General features: G+C 60.8%; 13 protein-coding genes and 1 pseudogene. 9 read left to right on the top strand and 5 right to left on the bottom strand.

The genetic code is table 11. The annotated features are described in order from the left end of the window. The first annotated feature begins 53 nt into the window (after positions 1–53). From AC07W5_RS25730 to AC07W5_RS25710, 5 genes are all read left to right on the top strand, one after another. Complete coding sequence (locus AC07W5_RS25730; RefSeq protein ID WP_494994986.1) at positions 54–665, top strand: DUF2796 domain-containing protein; 612 nt, start codon at positions 54–56, stop codon at positions 663–665. A 132-nt stretch (positions 666–797) separates the two neighbouring features. Beyond that, the gene (locus AC07W5_RS25725; RefSeq protein WP_495024542.1) at positions 798–1,508 is read left to right on the top strand and encodes an ABC transporter ATP-binding protein; all 711 of its coding nucleotides are present in this window, start codon (positions 798–800) and stop codon (positions 1,506–1,508) included. Position 1,509: 1 nt separating this feature from the next. Then, complete coding sequence (locus AC07W5_RS25720; protein WP_494994984.1) at positions 1,510–2,775, top strand: ABC transporter permease; 1,266 nt, start codon at positions 1,510–1,512, stop codon at positions 2,773–2,775. Positions 2,776–2,816: 41 nt separating this feature from the next. Then, a complete protein-coding gene (locus AC07W5_RS25715; protein WP_495024541.1) occupies positions 2,817–3,335 on the top strand; it encodes a DUF3299 domain-containing protein in 519 nt (172 codons plus the stop codon). 168 nt (positions 3,336–3,503) lie between these two features. Further along, complete coding sequence (locus AC07W5_RS25710; protein ID WP_495012473.1) at positions 3,504–4,187, top strand: OmpW/AlkL family protein; 684 nt, start codon at positions 3,504–3,506, stop codon at positions 4,185–4,187. A gap of 158 nt (positions 4,188–4,345) precedes the next feature. On the opposite strand, the gene AC07W5_RS25705 is transcribed toward AC07W5_RS25710, so the two are convergent. Both AC07W5_RS25705 and AC07W5_RS25700 read right to left on the bottom strand, forming a co-directional pair. Further along, positions 4,346–5,275: an NAD-dependent epimerase/dehydratase family protein gene (locus tag AC07W5_RS25705; protein ID WP_495024540.1), complete on the bottom strand. Its 930-nt coding sequence runs from the start codon at positions 5,273–5,275 to the stop codon at positions 4,346–4,348. Continuing rightward, positions 5,268–6,152, bottom strand: coding sequence for a sugar nucleotide-binding protein (locus AC07W5_RS25700; protein ID WP_494994980.1), 885 nt, complete (start codon positions 6,150–6,152; stop codon positions 5,268–5,270). Before AC07W5_RS25700 ends, AC07W5_RS25705 begins: the two co-directional genes overlap by 8 nt. 211 nt (positions 6,153–6,363) lie before the next feature. Between AC07W5_RS25700 and AC07W5_RS25695 the strand changes: the two genes are divergently transcribed. After that, positions 6,364–10,686: a DEAD/DEAH box helicase gene (locus AC07W5_RS25695; RefSeq protein ID WP_495024539.1), complete on the top strand. Its 4,323-nt coding sequence runs from the start codon at positions 6,364–6,366 to the stop codon at positions 10,684–10,686. 236 nt (positions 10,687–10,922) lie between these two features. Beyond that, the gene (locus tag AC07W5_RS25690) at positions 10,923–12,134 is read left to right on the top strand and encodes an MFS transporter (protein ID WP_494994978.1); all 1,212 of its coding nucleotides are present in this window, start codon (positions 10,923–10,925) and stop codon (positions 12,132–12,134) included. 42 nt (positions 12,135–12,176) lie between these two features. Here AC07W5_RS25690 and AC07W5_RS25685 read toward each other — a convergent pair whose 3' ends face one another. Next, positions 12,177–13,166, bottom strand: coding sequence for a GlxA family transcriptional regulator (locus AC07W5_RS25685; RefSeq protein WP_495024538.1), 990 nt, complete (start codon positions 13,164–13,166; stop codon positions 12,177–12,179). A gap of 98 nt (positions 13,167–13,264) precedes the next feature. Here AC07W5_RS25685 and AC07W5_RS25680 point away from each other — a divergent pair, with 98 nt between their 5' ends. Both AC07W5_RS25680 and AC07W5_RS25675 read left to right on the top strand, forming a co-directional pair. Continuing rightward, positions 13,265–13,819, top strand: coding sequence for a cysteine hydrolase family protein (locus AC07W5_RS25680; RefSeq protein WP_495024537.1), 555 nt, complete (start codon positions 13,265–13,267; stop codon positions 13,817–13,819). Between the two features lie 70 nt (positions 13,820–13,889). Beyond that, positions 13,890–14,051 (top strand): annotated as a pseudogene (locus AC07W5_RS25675) (alpha/beta fold hydrolase); the annotation flags it as partial. Between the two features lie 77 nt (positions 14,052–14,128). Here AC07W5_RS25675 and AC07W5_RS25670 read toward each other — a convergent pair. Both AC07W5_RS25670 and AC07W5_RS25665 read right to left on the bottom strand, forming a co-directional pair. Next, a complete protein-coding gene (locus tag AC07W5_RS25670; RefSeq protein WP_419116578.1) occupies positions 14,129–14,653 on the bottom strand; it encodes a single-stranded DNA-binding protein in 525 nt (174 codons plus the stop codon). Positions 14,654–14,662: 9 nt separating this feature from the next. Next, positions 14,663–16,060, bottom strand: coding sequence for an MFS transporter (locus AC07W5_RS25665; protein WP_494994975.1), 1,398 nt, complete (start codon positions 16,058–16,060; stop codon positions 14,663–14,665). Positions 16,061–16,250 lie beyond the last annotated feature (190 nt).

Below are 16,250 nucleotides of genomic sequence, written 5' to 3'. Positions count from 1 at the left end.
ATTGTTATAAGATCACATAACAAAACATTCATCTTCTTTCCCGGAGACTTGCTATGCGCCGTCTGCTTCTCGCCTTGCCGTTTACCCTGCTGCCGCTGGCCATCGCTCATGCCGCCGAGGTCCATGATCATGAGCATGAACACGGCAGCCTCGGCGCCCACGAACATGGCGTCGGGCGCTTGAACGCGGCGCTGGACGGTCAGAGTCTGGAGCTGGAACTGGAAAGTCCGGCGATGAACCTAGTGGGTTTCGAACACGTCGCCAGCACTGATGAGGACAAAGCCAAAGTCACCGCTGTGCGTGCCCAGCTTGAGAAACCATTGGTACTGTTCAGCCTGCCAAAAGCCGCCGGCTGCGTGGTTGCCAAGCAGGAACTGGAAAGCCCGCTGTTCGGCGACAAGCCGGATGCCGATGATCACGATGAAGATGAAGACCATGATGCAGACGCCAAAGACGCCGACGGTCATGAGCATCACCATGAACACAGCGAGATCCACGCCCACTACCAATTCACCTGCGCCACGCCGACCGCGCTGAAGAGTCTGGAGCTGACACAAATCTTCAAGACCTTCCCCGCCACCCAGAAAATTCAGGTACAACTCATCAGCCCAAGTGGCCAGCAAGGTGTTGAAGCAACAGCGAAGGCTGCAATCCTGAAGTTTTGAATTCACACCGACCTCGTAGGAGCGAGGCTTGCCCGCGATGAACGATGACGCGGCTTGTCTGATTGACTGCAGCGCCTGAATCGCGGGCAAGCCTCGCTCCTACAAGTACTCAACACACATGAAATCGGCTCAATGACCCAAGCACTTATCGAACTGTCCGACCTGGGCTTCAGTTGGCCCGGTCATCCGCAGTTGCTGGACATCCCGGCGTTCCGCCTCGAGCCCGGCGAAACGCTGTTCCTCAAAGGCCCCAGCGGCAGTGGCAAGACCACCCTGCTGGGCTTGCTCGGCGGGGTGCAGAAGCCCAATCGCGGCAGCATTCGCCTGCTCGGCCAGGAACTGACCGAGCTCTCGGCCGGCGCCCGTGACCGCTTCCGGGTCGACCACACCGGCTACATTTTCCAGCAGTTCAACTTGCTACCGTTTCTCTCGGTGCGGGAGAACGTCGAACTGCCCTGTCACTTTTCCAAATTGCGCGCCAACCGGGCAATCCAGCATCACGGCAGTGTCGATCAGGCGGCCGCGACGTTGCTGGCCCACTTGGGTTTGAAAGATCCAAGCCTGCTCAGCCGTCGCGCCGACTCACTGTCCATTGGCCAGCAACAACGGGTCGCCGCCGCCCGGGCGTTGATCGGCCAACCCGAACTGGTGATCGCCGACGAGCCGACTTCGGCCCTGGACTATGACGCCCGCGAGGCGTTTATCCGGTTGTTGTTCGCCGAGTGCCGTGAGGCCGGGGCCAGCCTGCTGTTTGTCAGCCATGACCAAAGCCTGGCGCCGCTGTTTGATCGCAACCTGTCGCTGGCCGAACTCAATCGCGCCGCAGTGCCCGCAGAGGTTTGAGATGTATTTGTTTCGTCTAGCCATGGCCAGCCTGGCTAACCGCCGCTTTACCGCGATCCTCACCGCCTTCGCCATCGCGCTGTCGGTTTGCCTGTTGCTGGCCGTTGAGCGCGTGCGCACCGAAGCCCGCGCCAGCTTCGCCAGCACCATCAGCGGCACCGACCTGATCGTCGGCGCCCGTTCCGGCTCGGTCAATCTGCTGCTGTACTCGGTATTTCGTATCGGCAACGCCACCAACAACATTCGTTGGGACAGCTTCGAGCACTTCGCAAACAGCCCGAAAGTGAAGTGGGCGATTCCGATTTCCCTCGGTGATTCCCATCGCGGTTATCGAGTAATGGGCACCACTGACGCCTACTTCCAGCACTACCAATACGGTCGCCAACAAAGCCTGCAACTGGCCAGCGGCCGCGCCTTCGCCACCGATCCGTTTGAAGTGGTACTCGGTGCCGAAGTCGCCGATGCCCTGCATTACAAACTCGGCGACAAACTGGTACTGGCTCACGGTGTGGCGGTAATCAGCCTGGTCAAACACGACGACAAACCGTTCACCGTGGTTGGCATTTTGCAGCGCACCGGCACCCCGGTGGACCGCACGCTGCACATCAGCCTCGGCGGCATGGAAGCGATCCACATCGATTGGCACAACGGTGCTCCGGCCCAGGGCAATGGCCGCATCAGCGCCGATCAGGCACGTAACATGGACCTCACTCCGCAAGCCATCACCGCCTTCATGCTGGGCCTCAACAGCAAGATCGCGACCTTCGCCATGCAACGCGAGATCAACGAGTTTCGTGGCGAGCCGATGCTGGCGATTCTGCCGGGCGTAGCCTTGCAGGAGCTCTGGAGCATGATGGGAACGGCTGAAAAAGCCCTGTTTGTGATTTCGTTATTCGTGGTGCTGACCGGATTGATCGGCATGCTCACCGCCATTCTCACCAGCCTCAACGAACGCCGTCGGGAGATGGCTATCCTGCGGTCGGTCGGCGCGCGGCCCTGGCATATCGCGACCTTACTGGTGCTCGAAGCCTTCGCCCTGGCGTTGTCCGGAGTGATTGCCGGGTTGGGGCTGTTGTACCTGAGCATCGCCCTGGCGCAAGGCTATGTGCAGTCGACTTATGGTTTGTACCTGCCGCTGGCCTGGCCAAGCGAGTATGAGTGGACGCTGCTCGGCGGTATCCTGCTTGCCGCATTGCTGATGGGCAGCGTGCCGGCCTGGCGCGCCTACCGACAATCGTTGGCCGATGGCCTGTCCATTCGTTTATGAAGTATCTGTTTATGACCATCCCGTTTATGAGGAGCCACGTCATGCCCCGCGCCCTGCTTGCGCTGTTGTTGCTGGTCGCCATGCCGTTGTGGGCCGCCCAACCGAAAGACCTGACCTGGTTGGAAATGATCCCGCCGGACGCCGCGCCGCAAGTCCCGAACATGACGCCGCTGCACGATCTGTCGAAGATGGGCGACGCCCTGTCCGCCGAAGCGGCACCGGCGGCCACGCAAGACCTGCCCAACGCACCGGTAGTCAAGAGCCTCGACGGGCAGCGGATCCGCTTGCCGGGTTATATCGTGCCACTGGAAGTCAGCGAAGAAGGCCGCACCACCGAGTTTTTGCTGGTGCCGTATTTCGGCGCCTGCATCCACGTACCGCCACCGCCGTCGAATCAGATCGTCCATGTCAAAAGCAAGGTGGGGGTGAAGCTCGATGAGCTGTATCAGCCGTACTGGATCGAGGGCGCGATGCAGGTCAAAGCGTCCACCAGCGAGCTGGCCGATGCGGGTTACCAAATGGATGCCGAGAAAATCTACGCTTACGAATTGCCGGAGTAGGAACGACTCTCCCTGTAACTGGCGAAGCCTGCTACAGGGGTTGGCGCCTCCCCTGAAGGCTCTGCGCTTTTATCCCCCGTCACCATTCCATTGAGCTGAGTCAAAGGCTCGTTCTTGACGCTCCTTAACATTGGACATAGCCAACTTGAATCGTCCTTTGGAGCCTCCATGCACAAGTCTTTGCTTCGCGCTTCGCTGTTCGCCCTCGCGCTTGCAGCCCCACTCGCTCACGCCCACCAGGCCGGTGATTTCATCGTCCGTGCCGGTGCTGCCAGCACCGCGCCCAACGAAGACAGCGGCGAGCTGAAACTCGACGGTAGGAAAATCTCCGGTACCAAAGCGACTCTGGACAGCGACACGCAACTGGGTCTGGCGTTCGCCTACATGTTCACCGACCACATCGGCCTCGAACTGCTGGCTGCCACACCGTTCAAGCACCAAGTCGGTGTAAAAGGTCTTGGTCCGGCGCTGGACGGCAAGCTCGCCGACATCAAGCAATTGCCACCGACCCTGTCGCTGCAGTACTACCCGCTGGACGCTTCATCCAGGTTCCAGCCATATGCCGGTGTCGGTATCAACTACACCATGTTCTTTGGCGAAGACCTGACCAGTCAGCGTAAAAGCGAAGGTTTCAGCAACCTGAAACTCAAGGACTCGGTGGGTATCGCCGGGCAACTGGGCTTTGACTACATGATCACCGACCACATGCTGTTCAACGCCTCGGTCTGGTACGTCGATATCGACACCCAAGCCACCGTCGATGGCCCGACTGCACTGGGTGTCGGCCAGACCAAAGTCGACGTGGATGTTTCCCCGTGGGTGTACATGGTGGGTGTTGGTTACAAGTTCTGATTCAACCTCTATCGCGGGCAAGCCTCGCCCCTACAAGAGCACCGCGCCAACTGTAGGAACAGGCTTGCCCGCGAAGTCGTCGGCCCGCCCCCCAGGACCTGAAGTCCGACGACAATAAAAAGGCGCCTCGAAAGGCGCCATTTTCATTCAATAAAACACTATCGCCCCAGCAACCGCGCCAGACCAACGCTCATCGGCGTCTGCTCAGGAAATTTGAAACGCTGCAACAGCCGTTGATTATTCGCCCGGGAATGACGGATATCGCCCGAGCGCGCCGGGCCGTAGCTCACCGGAGGCAACTGTCCCACTACCTCAGCCAATGCCTCGAGCATCTGCTTGAGTGTGGTCGCCTGATTCAGCCCGACGTTGACTGCACCCTCTTCGACCTGCGGCGCTTCGATGGCCTGAATCAGCACGTCCACCAGGTCTTCAACGTAAACGAAGTCACGGGTTTGCTCACCGTCACCAAACACGGTGATCGGCAGGCCTTTCTGTGCCCGCTCACTGAAAATGCTGATCACCCCGGAGTACGGCGACGACGGATCCTGGCGTGGACCGAAGATGTTGAAGAAGCGGAACACCACCGGCTCCAGAGCGTGCTGGCGACGGTAGAAGTCGAAGTAGTACTCGCTCGCCAGTTTGTCCGACGCGTAAGGCGTCAACGGCGCCTTGGGCGTGTCTTCGCTGATCGACTCACCTTCGCCATTGTTGCCATAGACCGCCGCGCTTGAGGCGAACAGCACGCGCTTGACGCCAGCCTGACGCATGGCTTCACAAACGTTCAGCGTGCCGATGAAGTTGCTCTGGTGGGTGCGCACCGGATCATCCACCGAAGCCTGCACCGAAGCCACAGCCGCGAGATGGGCGACAGCCTGGCAACCCACCATCGCCCGCGCCACTAGCGCAGCATCGGCGACGTCGCCTTCAATCAGTTCGACCCGAGCATTATCCAATGGCAAGTTGCTGCGTTTGCCGGTGGACAAGTCATCGAGAATCCGCACCGCGTAACCCTTGGCGAGCAAGGCATCGACCAGGTGCGAACCAATAAACCCGGCGCCGCCGGTGATTAAAACAGGGCCGTCAGCCATGGCGATAAAACCTATCCAGTAAGCCCGGGAGTGCCGCACGCCAGGCGCGGGGTTTGATCCCGAAGGTATGCAGAATTTTCTTGCAGGCCAGGACCGCATGTTGCGGCTCTTCAGCAGCATCAGGGCGCGCAGCATGGGCTTGCGCAGTCGGCGCCTCGATGGCCAGCGGATGCAACTGCCGGGCCTCGGCGAGAATCGCCTGACCCAATGCCAGCGGCGTAGTCGCTTCATGCCCGGCGTAGTGGTAAGTGCCCCACAGCGGCGCCGAGCAATCGAGCTGTTTGAGTACCGAAATAATCACTCGCGCCGCGTCATCCACCGGGGTCGGATTACCGCGACGGTCGTCGGCCATCAGCAACTCTTCGGGTCGCTCGGCCCGGGCCAGGAAGCGCCCGAGCGTGCCGTCGGCACTGTCATCGAGCAGCCAGCCAAAGCGCAACAAAACATGCTGCGGACAGGTTGCGCGCACACTCTGCTCGATCCGCCACAAGGCCTGGCCACGCAGACCCAGCGGCACCGGTTCGTCTTTTTCGCTGTAGGCAGTCGCTCGCGAGCCATCGAAGACCCGATAGCTGGAGGGCTGCACCAGGATGATATTGTGATGTTGGCACAGCTCGGCAAGCCGCTCGATCGCCCGCTCCTGCCCGGCCAGACGCGTCTCGCCGACCGTCTCCGCCTGAAACCAGTCGAAGTAATAGGCAAGGTTGATCAAGGCATCCGGACGGGTGTCATCGAGCAGTTGCGTCAGGCTCGCGGCATCCCAGCCGTCTTGCGGCGGACGGGGGGCGAGGAAACCAATATCTTCCTCCGCACCGAGGCGAATCAGCGCTTGCCCAAGGGCATTTCCGCCGCCCAGTAACATAAGGCGCATTCGCATAGAGTCAGCAGGCCCAGTCTGTTTAGAACGATGGTTTATATCGGACAAGCCATATAGCCTTGCCGTTGGCATTTGCCAGAATCGTTGCATTTTGCGGGTTTCCAGCGCAGCCGTCACCCGCAAAGTGTAGAACGGCCAGATCAGGGCCCGACAATACGGCCTTTGTGGCGAGGGGTTGCAAGTTCTGCCTGTCAGTCGCATAAATCTGCTCATGAATCTTCCCGAATCAGCGGACAACGCCCTGACTGGCTTCCACCCTGCCGTCAGAGCCTGGTTCAACGCGACGTTCCCCTCGGTCACCGCCGCCCAGGCTCAGGCGTGGCCGTTGATCCGCCAGCGCCGCTCGACGTTGATTGCCGCGCCCACAGGCTCCGGAAAAACCCTCACCGCGTTTCTCGCGGTGATCGATGACCTGGTCCATCAAGGACTGGAGCAAAACGGCGAACTGCCGAACGAGACGCTGGTGGTCTACGTCTCGCCGCTCAAGGCGCTGTCCAACGACATTCAGATCAACCTGCAAAACCCGCTTGCCGGGATTACCGAACAATTGCGCTGCATGGGCTTGCCTCAACTGAAGATCAACACCTCTGTGCGAACCGGCGACACCACCCAAAAAGACCGCACGGCGATGCGCAAAAGCGCACCGCATATTCTGGTGACCACCCCGGAGTCGCTTTACGTATTACTCGGTTCGGACTCCGGCCGACGCATGCTCGCCCGCACCCGCACAGTGATCGTCGACGAGATCCACGCCATTGCCTCCAGCAAGCGCGGCAGTCATTTAACCCTGAGCCTGGAGCGCCTACAGGCGCTGTGCCCGGATCCGTTGATGCGCATCGGCTTATCGGCCACGCAAAAACCCATCGAAGCGGTGTCACGCTTTCTGGTGGGCCGCGACCACGCCTGCGAGATTGTCGACATTGGCCACGCCCGTCCACGGGACTTAAGCATCGAAGTGCCGCCGGTACCGTTGTCAGCGGTGATGGCCAATGACGTCTGGGAACTGGTCTACGACCGGCTCGCCGTGCTCGCCCGCGAGCACAAAACCACGCTGGTTTTCGTCAACACCCGGCGCCTGGCAGAGCGTTTGAGCCGGCATTTGAGCGAACGTCTTGGCAAAGAGGCGGTGGCCGCCCACCACGGCAGCCTGGCCAAAGAGTTCCGACTGGACGCCGAGCAACGGCTCAAGCGTGGCGACCTGCAAGTGCTGATCGCCACCGCGTCACTGGAGCTGGGCATCGATATCGGCGATGTCGATCTGGTCTGCCAGATAGGCTCGCCGCGTTCAATTGCGGCATTTCTACAACGGGTTGGCCGCTCCGGACACCAGGTCGGCGGCACACCCAAGGGGCGTCTGTTCGCCACCACACGGGACGACCTGATCGAATGCGCGGCCCTGCTCGACTGCGTGCGTCGCGGTGAACTCGACACCTTGCTGATTCCCGTGGCGCCGCTTGACGTGCTGGCCCAGCAGATCGTCGCCGAGGTCAGTTGCCAGCAATGGCAGGAGCAAGCGCTACTGGAAATGCTCCGCCGTGCGTCACCCTATAGCGATCTCGATGAAGCACATTTTCAGGCGTTATTGCAGATGCTCGCCGAGGGCTACAACAGCCGTCAGGGAATCCGCAGCGCTTATCTGCATCGCGATGCCGTGACACGAACCCTGCGAGGCCGTCGCGGCAGCAAACTCACCGCTGTAACCAGCGGCGGGACGATCCCGGACAACGCCGACTACAGCGTATTGCTGGAGCCACAGAGCCTGAACATCGGCAGTGTCAACGAGGACTTTGCCGTCGAAAGCATCGCCGGCGACATCTTCCAGTTGGGCAATACCTCGTACCGGATCCTGCGCATCGAAACCGGCAAAGTACGGGTCGAAGATGCTCAAGGCCAACCGCCGACCATTCCGTTCTGGCTCGGTGAAGCGCCCGGTCGCAGCGCAGAACTGTCGTTCGCCGTGGCGCGCCTGCACGCGCAACTCGATGAACTGCTCAGCGCCAGCCCCGGCGACTTGCAACCGAGCCTCGACTGGTTGACCGACACCTTGGGCCTAAGCATCTCCAGCGCCGAGCAGCTGGTGGAGTATCTGGCGCGCGCACGTTTGACGCTGGGTGCATTACCGTCCCGGGACACGCTGATCATGGAGCGTTTTTTCGATGAGTCCGGCGGCACCCAACTGATCATCCATACGCCGTTTGGCAGTCGCATCAATCGCGCTTGGGGCCTGGCGCTGCGCAAGCGTTTTTGCCGTACTTTCAATTTCGAATTGCAGGCCGCTGCCAGCGAAGACGCCATCGTGCTCTCGCTGTCCACCAGTCACAGCTTTGAGCTGGACGACGTCTGGCGTTACCTGCACAGCAACAGCGCTGAGCACATCCTGATCCAGGCTGTATTGGAGGCCCCGTTGTTCGGCGTGCGCTGGCGCTGGAATGCTGGCGTCGCCCTGGCCCTGCCGCGTTATTCCGGCGGGCGCAAAGTCCCGCCGCAGATCCAGCGGATGAAAAGCGAAGACCTGATCGCCAGTGTGTTTCCCGATCAGATCGCTTGCCTGGAAAACCTCGCCGGCGAGCGGGAAATTCCCGAGCATCCGCTGGTGGAGCAAACCCTCGATGACTGCCTTCATGACGCCATGGACAGCGAAGGCTGGCTGGCACTGCTGCGGCGTATGGAGAACGGCGAAGTGCGGTTGATCAGCCGCAATCTGCCGGCGCCGTCGCCCTTGGCCGCCGAAATTCTGAGCGCCCGGCCCTACACCTTTCTCGATGACGCACCACTGGAAGAACGTCGCACCCAAGCCGTGCTCAACCGCCGCTGGAGCGACCCGCAATCGACCGATGATCTGGGCGCGCTGGATAGCGAGGCGATTCAGGCCGTGCGCGACGAAGCTTGGCCCGCGCCCACGGGCGTCGACGAAATGCACGAAGCGCTGATGAGTCTGGCGTGCATCAGCGATGCTGAGGCGCAGACCAATGAGCACTGGCTGACCTGGCTGCACGCCTTGGCCGACAGTGGTCGGGCCTGCCGTCTGCAGCTCAATGCCGAGCAGTCGTTATGGTTGGCACTGGAGCGGCTGACGTGTTTGCGGGCGCTGTATCCCGACGCTGCGTTGCAGCCTGGGTTGCAGGCTTTGCCCGGATTCGATGAACCCTGGGATGTCGATGAGGCGCTGGTGGAAGTGATCCGCGCCCGTCTCAGTGGTTTCGGGCCTCTGCCTTTGAACCAGATCGCCGAACCACTGGCGCTGCCGATGGCCAGCGTCACTCAGGCCTTGGCGCAACTGGAACGTGAAGGTTACGTGCTGCGCGGACGCTTCAGCCCGGGCGCCAGCGACGATCAATGGTGCGAACGACATTTGCTGGCGCGTATTCATCGCTACACGGTCAGACGACTGCGCCGGGAAATCGAGCCGGTAGCGTTGCAGGACTTCATGCGATTCCTGTTTGACTGGCAGCATCTGTCTACGACAACTCAAGGCCAGGGCAGCGCCGTTTTGCCAGAGATCGTCAACCAGTTTGAAGGCTACCCAGCCGCCGCCGCGGCCTGGGACAGCGATATTTTGCCGGCGCGGCTCAAGGGTTATTCAGTCAGCTGGCTGGATGACCTGTGCCGCAGCGGCAAACTGGTCTGGACCCGGTTGACCGCGCGCAACAAGCCCGCGAGTGCCGCGCTTCGCAGTACCCCAATCGTGTTGTTGCCACGCAACCAGGTTGCGCTCTGGAGCGGCTTGACCGAGCAGACCGACAGCAGCGAGTTATCGCCAAAAACCCGGAAAGTCCACCAGGCCCTGACCCAACATGGCGCCTTGTTCTTCGACGAACTGCTGCATGAAGCGCATCTGCTGCGCAGCGAACTGGAAAGCGCATTGCAGGAGCTGGTTGGTGCGGGACTGGTGAATGCCGACAGTTTTGCCGGGCTGCGGGCGCTGATCACCCCCGCCAGCAAACGCCAGGCCCGCAGCAGTCGCCGTGGCCGCGGGGCGTTTATCGGCGGGATGGACGATGCCGGACGTTGGGCCTTGTTGCGACGCCCCGCTGCAGCAGTGGCAAGCGAAATCACTCGTCCCGGGCAAACCCCGACGGCGACACTGGAGCATGTCGCGAAGACTCTGCTTCGGCGTTATGGCGTGGTCTTCTGGCGTTTGCTTGAGCGCGAGGCTGATTGGCTGCCAGTCTGGCGCGAACTGCTGCGCACGTTCCATCGCCTCGAGGCCCGAGGCGAAATTCGCGGTGGGCGATTTGTCAGCGGCCTGGCGGGCGAGCAGTTCGCGTTGCCGGAGGCGATTCCTCTACTGCGGGAAGTACGTCGACGCCCCCATGACGGCAGCCTGATTGGTGTCTGCGGCGTCGACCCGTTGAACCTGGCCGGTACGCTGCTGCCGGGCAGCAAAGTCCCTGCGCTGGCCAGCAATCGGTTGGTGTACCGCGACGGCTTGCCTGCCGCCGCCGAAATCGCCGGCAAGCAGCATTTCTGGCTGGAACTGGATCAGCAGGCCAGTGCCGAGGTGCGCAACAAACTGGTGCAACACCGCTCTTGAGTAAGTGATCGTTCCCACGCTCTGCGTGGTAACGCCTCACTGGACGCTCCGCGTCCGCTCTTACTGTGACGCGGAGCGTCACCGGCTGCATTCCCACGCGCGAGCGTGGGAACGGTCAACACACAAGACCGTATATTTGACTTGCGATCAAATATCTTGTGCCGATACCGCTATTTTTCCACACGAGTCAAACACCGACACTGCGCTCCTGATTTAAACCCACCGGAGTTGCAGCCATGCCCATTGCCTTGCTCGCGCTAACCCTAAGCGCATTTGCCATCGGGACGACCGAGTTCGTCATCGTTGGCCTGTTACCCACTATCGGTGCCGACCTTGGCGTCAGCCTGCCGTCCGCCGGTCTTTTGGTCAGCCTTTACGCGCTGGGCGTGGCCATTGGCGCACCGGTACTCACCGCATTGACCGGCAAAGTGCCGCGTAAACTCTTGCTGTTGTCGTTGATGGTGCTGTTCACCCTCGGCAACCTGTTGGCCTGGAAAGCACCCAGCTACGAATCGCTGGTCATTGCACGAATCGTTACCGGGCTCGCCCACGGGGTGTTCTTCTCCATCGGCTCGACCATTGCCACCAGCCTGGTGCCCAAGGAAAAGGCCGCCAGCGCGATTGCGATCATGTTTACCGGTCTGACCGTAGCCTTGGTCACTGGCGTGCCACTGGGCACCTTCATTGGCCAGCACTTCGGTTGGCGCGAAACCTTCCTCGCCGTCTCGGCCCTGGGTGTGATCGCCTTTATCGGCAGCCTGATTTACGTGCCGAAAAACATTGCCCACAGCAAACCTGCTTCGCTGCTACAGCAACTGCAAGTTCTGAAACAGCCACGGTTGTTGCTGGTGTTCGCCATGACTGCGGTCGGCTACGGCGGATCGTTCATTGCGTTCACCTTCCTGGCGCCAATTCTTCAGGACATCTCCGGCTTTAGCGCCAGCACCGTTAGCCTGGTGCTGCTGGTCTACGGCATCTCGGTGGCCATCGGTAACATCTGGGGCGGCAAACTGGCCGATAAACGCGGCCCGATCAGCGCCTTGAAGCTCATCTTCGCCCTGCTCGCCGCTGTGCTCTTTGTGCTGACCTTGACCGCCGGTAATCCTTGGCTGGCATTGGCCACCGTACTGGTCTGGGGCGCGGTCGCTTTCGGCAACGTACCGGGCCTGCAAGTGTATGTAGTGCGCCAGGCCGAACATCACACCCCGAATGCGGTGGACGTGGCTTCGGGTCTGAACATCGCTGCTTTCAACCTTGGCATCGCCGGCGGCGCTTGGGGTGGCGGTCTGATCGTCGCCCACATGGGCCTGATTCATACCGCATGGATCGGCGGTCTGGTGGTGCTGGTCGCCCTTGCATTGACCGCCTGGAGTGGTCGTCTCGATCGTCTCGGCCCGGTGTATCCAGAGCCGGCGCAGGGTTCGGCGCAGATTGTCGCCGGGCATTAAAAGATCGCAGCCTTCGGGCTGCGTTTTTTTGTACGCCCCCACTTATACCCGCGCGGGTGCCGTCACTCCAAACCGTGCGCGGTAATCACTTGGGGCAAGGCCGGTGATTTTTTTGAACGTGGCGCGAAAAGCACTTGGGTCCTGATAGCCGACGGTCCAGGCAATGTGGTCGATGGTCCCGTTGGTGAATTCGAGCATCTCCCGGGCCTTGCCGACCCGCAGATGCTGACAGTATTCGGTGGGTTTCAGACCGGTTGCCGAGCGAAAGCGCCGCAGGAAGGTGCGTTCCTCCAGACCGGCCTGCTGGGCCATCGCCGTCAGCGAGACCTCCACCGCACCGTTACCTTGCAGCCAATGCTGGACCTTGAGGATCGCCGGGTCGCCATGGCCGAGTAGTGGCGCAAAGTTACTGCCGCACCGGCTCGCGCTGTCGCTGTGCTCGATCACCAGAAACCGCGCAGTGCCGGTCGCGATGCTCGGCCCGAGCAGACGGTCCACCAGACGCAATCCCAACTCGGACCAGGCCATTAGCCCGGCGGTGGTGATCAGGTCGCCGTCGTCGACAATAGGTTTGTCGGCATTGAGTTTGACCCCCGGGTAACGCTCGGCGAACTGTTTCGCCGAGGTCCAGTGAGTGGTCGCGCTGCGGCCATCCAGCAAACCGCTTTGCGCCATCAGAATAGAACCCACGCACACGCCGCCGAGAGTCGCACCGCTGGCGTGTTGCTGGCGAAGCCAATGGGTCAACGCTGACGGAGCCTGAGCGTCAGAAAACCCGGCGATCGAAGGCGGGATCAACACCGCCATCAACGCCTGGTCGGGCCCCGGATGACTGTCGAAGACCCGCACCGGCGCCTCAAAGGCATCGGTACGCCAGTGGCTGACCCGCAGCAGCGGCAGCTGCGTAGCCTGATATTCGACCGCAATGCGGTTTGCTACACCAAACAGATCGGTCAAGCCATGTACCGCCGCCATCTGCGCGCCGGGATAGATCAGCACGCCCAATTCGGCGACTGCGCTTTCTACGCCCATTGTCAGTTTTCCCCCTTCTATTGTCGGTGCGGCCAATCCTCGAACGGCCGGCTAACCCCAATACTTCACGCCACACAAACACATCCGAGGAAACACCCATGGCCAAGCAAGCACTCATCGTAGTCGATATCCAGAACGACTACTTCCCCCACGGCAAATGGCCGTTGGTGGGCGTCGAAGCCGCCGCCGACAACGCCGCACGGCTGATTCAGGCATTTCGCGATACCGGTGACACGGTGGTGCACATCCGCCACGAATTCACCTCCGACACGGCGCCGTTCTTCACCCCTGGCTCTGAAGGCGCACGCCTGCACCCTAAAGTCATCAACCGCGCCAACGAGCCGGTGGTGCTCAAGCACTTCGTCAACTCGTTCCGCGAAACCGAACTACAGTCAATCCTCGACCAGCAGGGCATCGAGAGCCTGGTGATCGTCGGCAGCATGAGCCACATGTGCATCGACGGCGTCACTCGAGCCGCAGCCGACCTTGGCTACACCGTCACGGTAATCCATGACGCCTGCGCCACCCGCGATCTTGAGTTCAACGGCCTGACTGTTCCGGCCGCCCACGTGCATGCCGCCTTCATGTCGGCATTGGGCTTTGCCTATGCAACTGTGGTGTCCACCGACGATTTCCTGGCTGCCAGCCGCTAGCCACACAGGCCACTAGGCCTCCCCATCGCAAACTCATTGGAGACTATCGCCCCCCCGCCCCTGATCATCCGGCGACGATGACTAGATCGTGCCCATCCAGGCCGCCGGACTGGAAAGCGCCAGGCTGATCGAACACGCCAAACTGATCGTCTATCCCGGCGCGCCCCATGGCCCGACTGACACCCACAAGGAAAAGGTCAACGCTGACATGCTGGCGTTTGCCAGGAGCTGATCAACGCGCCAAAAAACAAAAGGCCCGTAGCGGTTGAAAGCTACGGGCCTTTTGTCTGCCGTTAGAGAAATTTATCTCTAGAACGGAATATCGTCATCAAAGCTGTCGAAATCCGGAGCCGGTTGCGGTGCGGCCTGTTGTGGCGCTGGACGCGACTCACGTTGTGGCTGCTGCGATGGCTGAGATTGCTGCGGACGCGACTGCTGAGGACGCGGCGCCGAGTTGGACATGCCACCCTGGCCTTGTTGGTCGCCCTGTGGACGGCCGCCCAGCAGTTGCATGGTGCCTTGCATGTCGACCACGATTTCGGTGGTGTAACGCTTGATACCGTCTTTTTCCCATTCGCGGGTTTGCAGTTTGCCTTCGATGTAGACCTGCGAACCTTTACGCAGGTACTCGCCAGCGATTTCCGCAACCTTGCCGAACATCGACACACGGTGCCATTCGGTCTTCTCGACCTTCTGACCGGTTTGCTTGTCGGTCCACTGTTCGCTGGTCGCCAGACTCAGGTTGGTCACGGCGTTACCGTTAGGCAAGTAGCGAACTTCGGGATCCTGGCCGCAAGTGCCGACCAATATGACTTTGTTAACCCCACGGGCCATAACGTTCTCCTAGGCTTCGCACATCGTCGGCGCCGGGTTGTTGACCAGGCGCTCGAGGGTCGTGCGATCCAATAGTTCGGTGTCCAATTTGATGTAAATGGCCGCTTCATCAGCAACCACCACTGCATCTGTTACCCCAACGACGGCCAGCAGGCGCTCGACCAGACCAGCTTCGCGGATCGCTTCAGGCGATAACGGCAAGCGCAGGCTCGTCACATATGGGGGTTCACGCATGGTAACAGCAAAGGCCAACCAAAGTGCAGCCAGGCCCGCGCATCCAAGGAACACAACCGACAGACCGCCATGCTGGAACAGCCAGCCGCCGAGAATCCCGCCCGCCGCCGACCCAAGAAACTGGCTGGTGGAATAAACCCCCATCGCCGTGCCTTTGCCACCCGCCGGTGAAACCTTGCTGATCAACGACGGCAGCGAGGCTTCCAGCAGATTGAACGCAGTGAAAAACACCACCGTACCAATCACCAGGGCCCGCAAGCTATCGCCAAACTGCCAGAAGAATAGCTCAGTGAGCATCAGCGTACTGACCGCACCGAGTAAAACTCGTTTCATTTTGCGTTTCTTCTCGCCGTAGATAATGAACGGGATCATGGCGAAGAATGAAATCAACAAGGCTGTCAGATAGACCCACCAATGCTGCTCTTTAGGCAATCCGGCTCTTTCCACCAGTGCCAGAGGCAAGGCAACGAAGCTGGACATCAGCATCGCATGTAACACAAAAATCCCGAGATCCAGGCGCAGCAAATCGGGATGCCGCAAGGTCGGCCCCAAGGCCTGACGCGCCACGCCCGATTCACGATGCTGCAACGGTCCGGTGGAACGCGGCACCATGAACATCACGATCACGATGCCGAACAGCGCCATGCCGCCAGTGGCGAGGAACAGCCCGGACAGCCCGAATGCACGGGTCAGCAACGGGCCGACAACCATGGCGACCGCGAAGGACAGGCCAATGGTCATGCCGATCATGGCCATGGCCTTGGTGCGGTGCTGTTCGCGGGTCAGGTCTGACAACAAGGCCATGACCGCAGCGGAAATCGCCCCGGCGCCTTGCAGGATTCGTCCGGCGATCACACCCCAGATCGAATCGGCATTGGCCGCCAGCACACTGCCAAGCGCAAACACGATCAGCCCCAGGTAAATCACCGGACGCCGACCAATGCGGTCGGAAATGAACCCGAACGGGATCTGGAAGATTGCCTGGGTCAAGCCGTAAGCGCCTATCGCCAGCCCGATAAGGGCCGGGGTCGCTCCTGCGAGATCCATTCCATAGGTCGCCAGGACCGGCAATACCATAAACATGCCAAGCATACGGAATGCGAACACCAGGGCCAGACCGCTTGCTGCGCGGGTCTCGCTGCCACTCATGCGTTCGCTGTGGGGATCGTGCATGGATAAACCTCATGTGAACCGGCGGAGATTCTACCAGTCCCATCGATTGAGGGGGTATAGGGCGACGCTTTGTCGCGAGCTTGCTCTGCGCACTTGTGCCGCGCCCTGTCATGGGTAGCTCAAATACTCTAATTTGATAGTGTGCATCCATCCAGTATTTGGCCTTATACTCCTACGTTTACGCCCGCCG

The organism is Pseudomonas sp. GW821-FHT01E05 (genome assembly GCF_059422425.1).
Note: the sequence above shows the minus strand (reverse complement) of the source record. Positions and strands in the feature narration are given on the sequence as shown.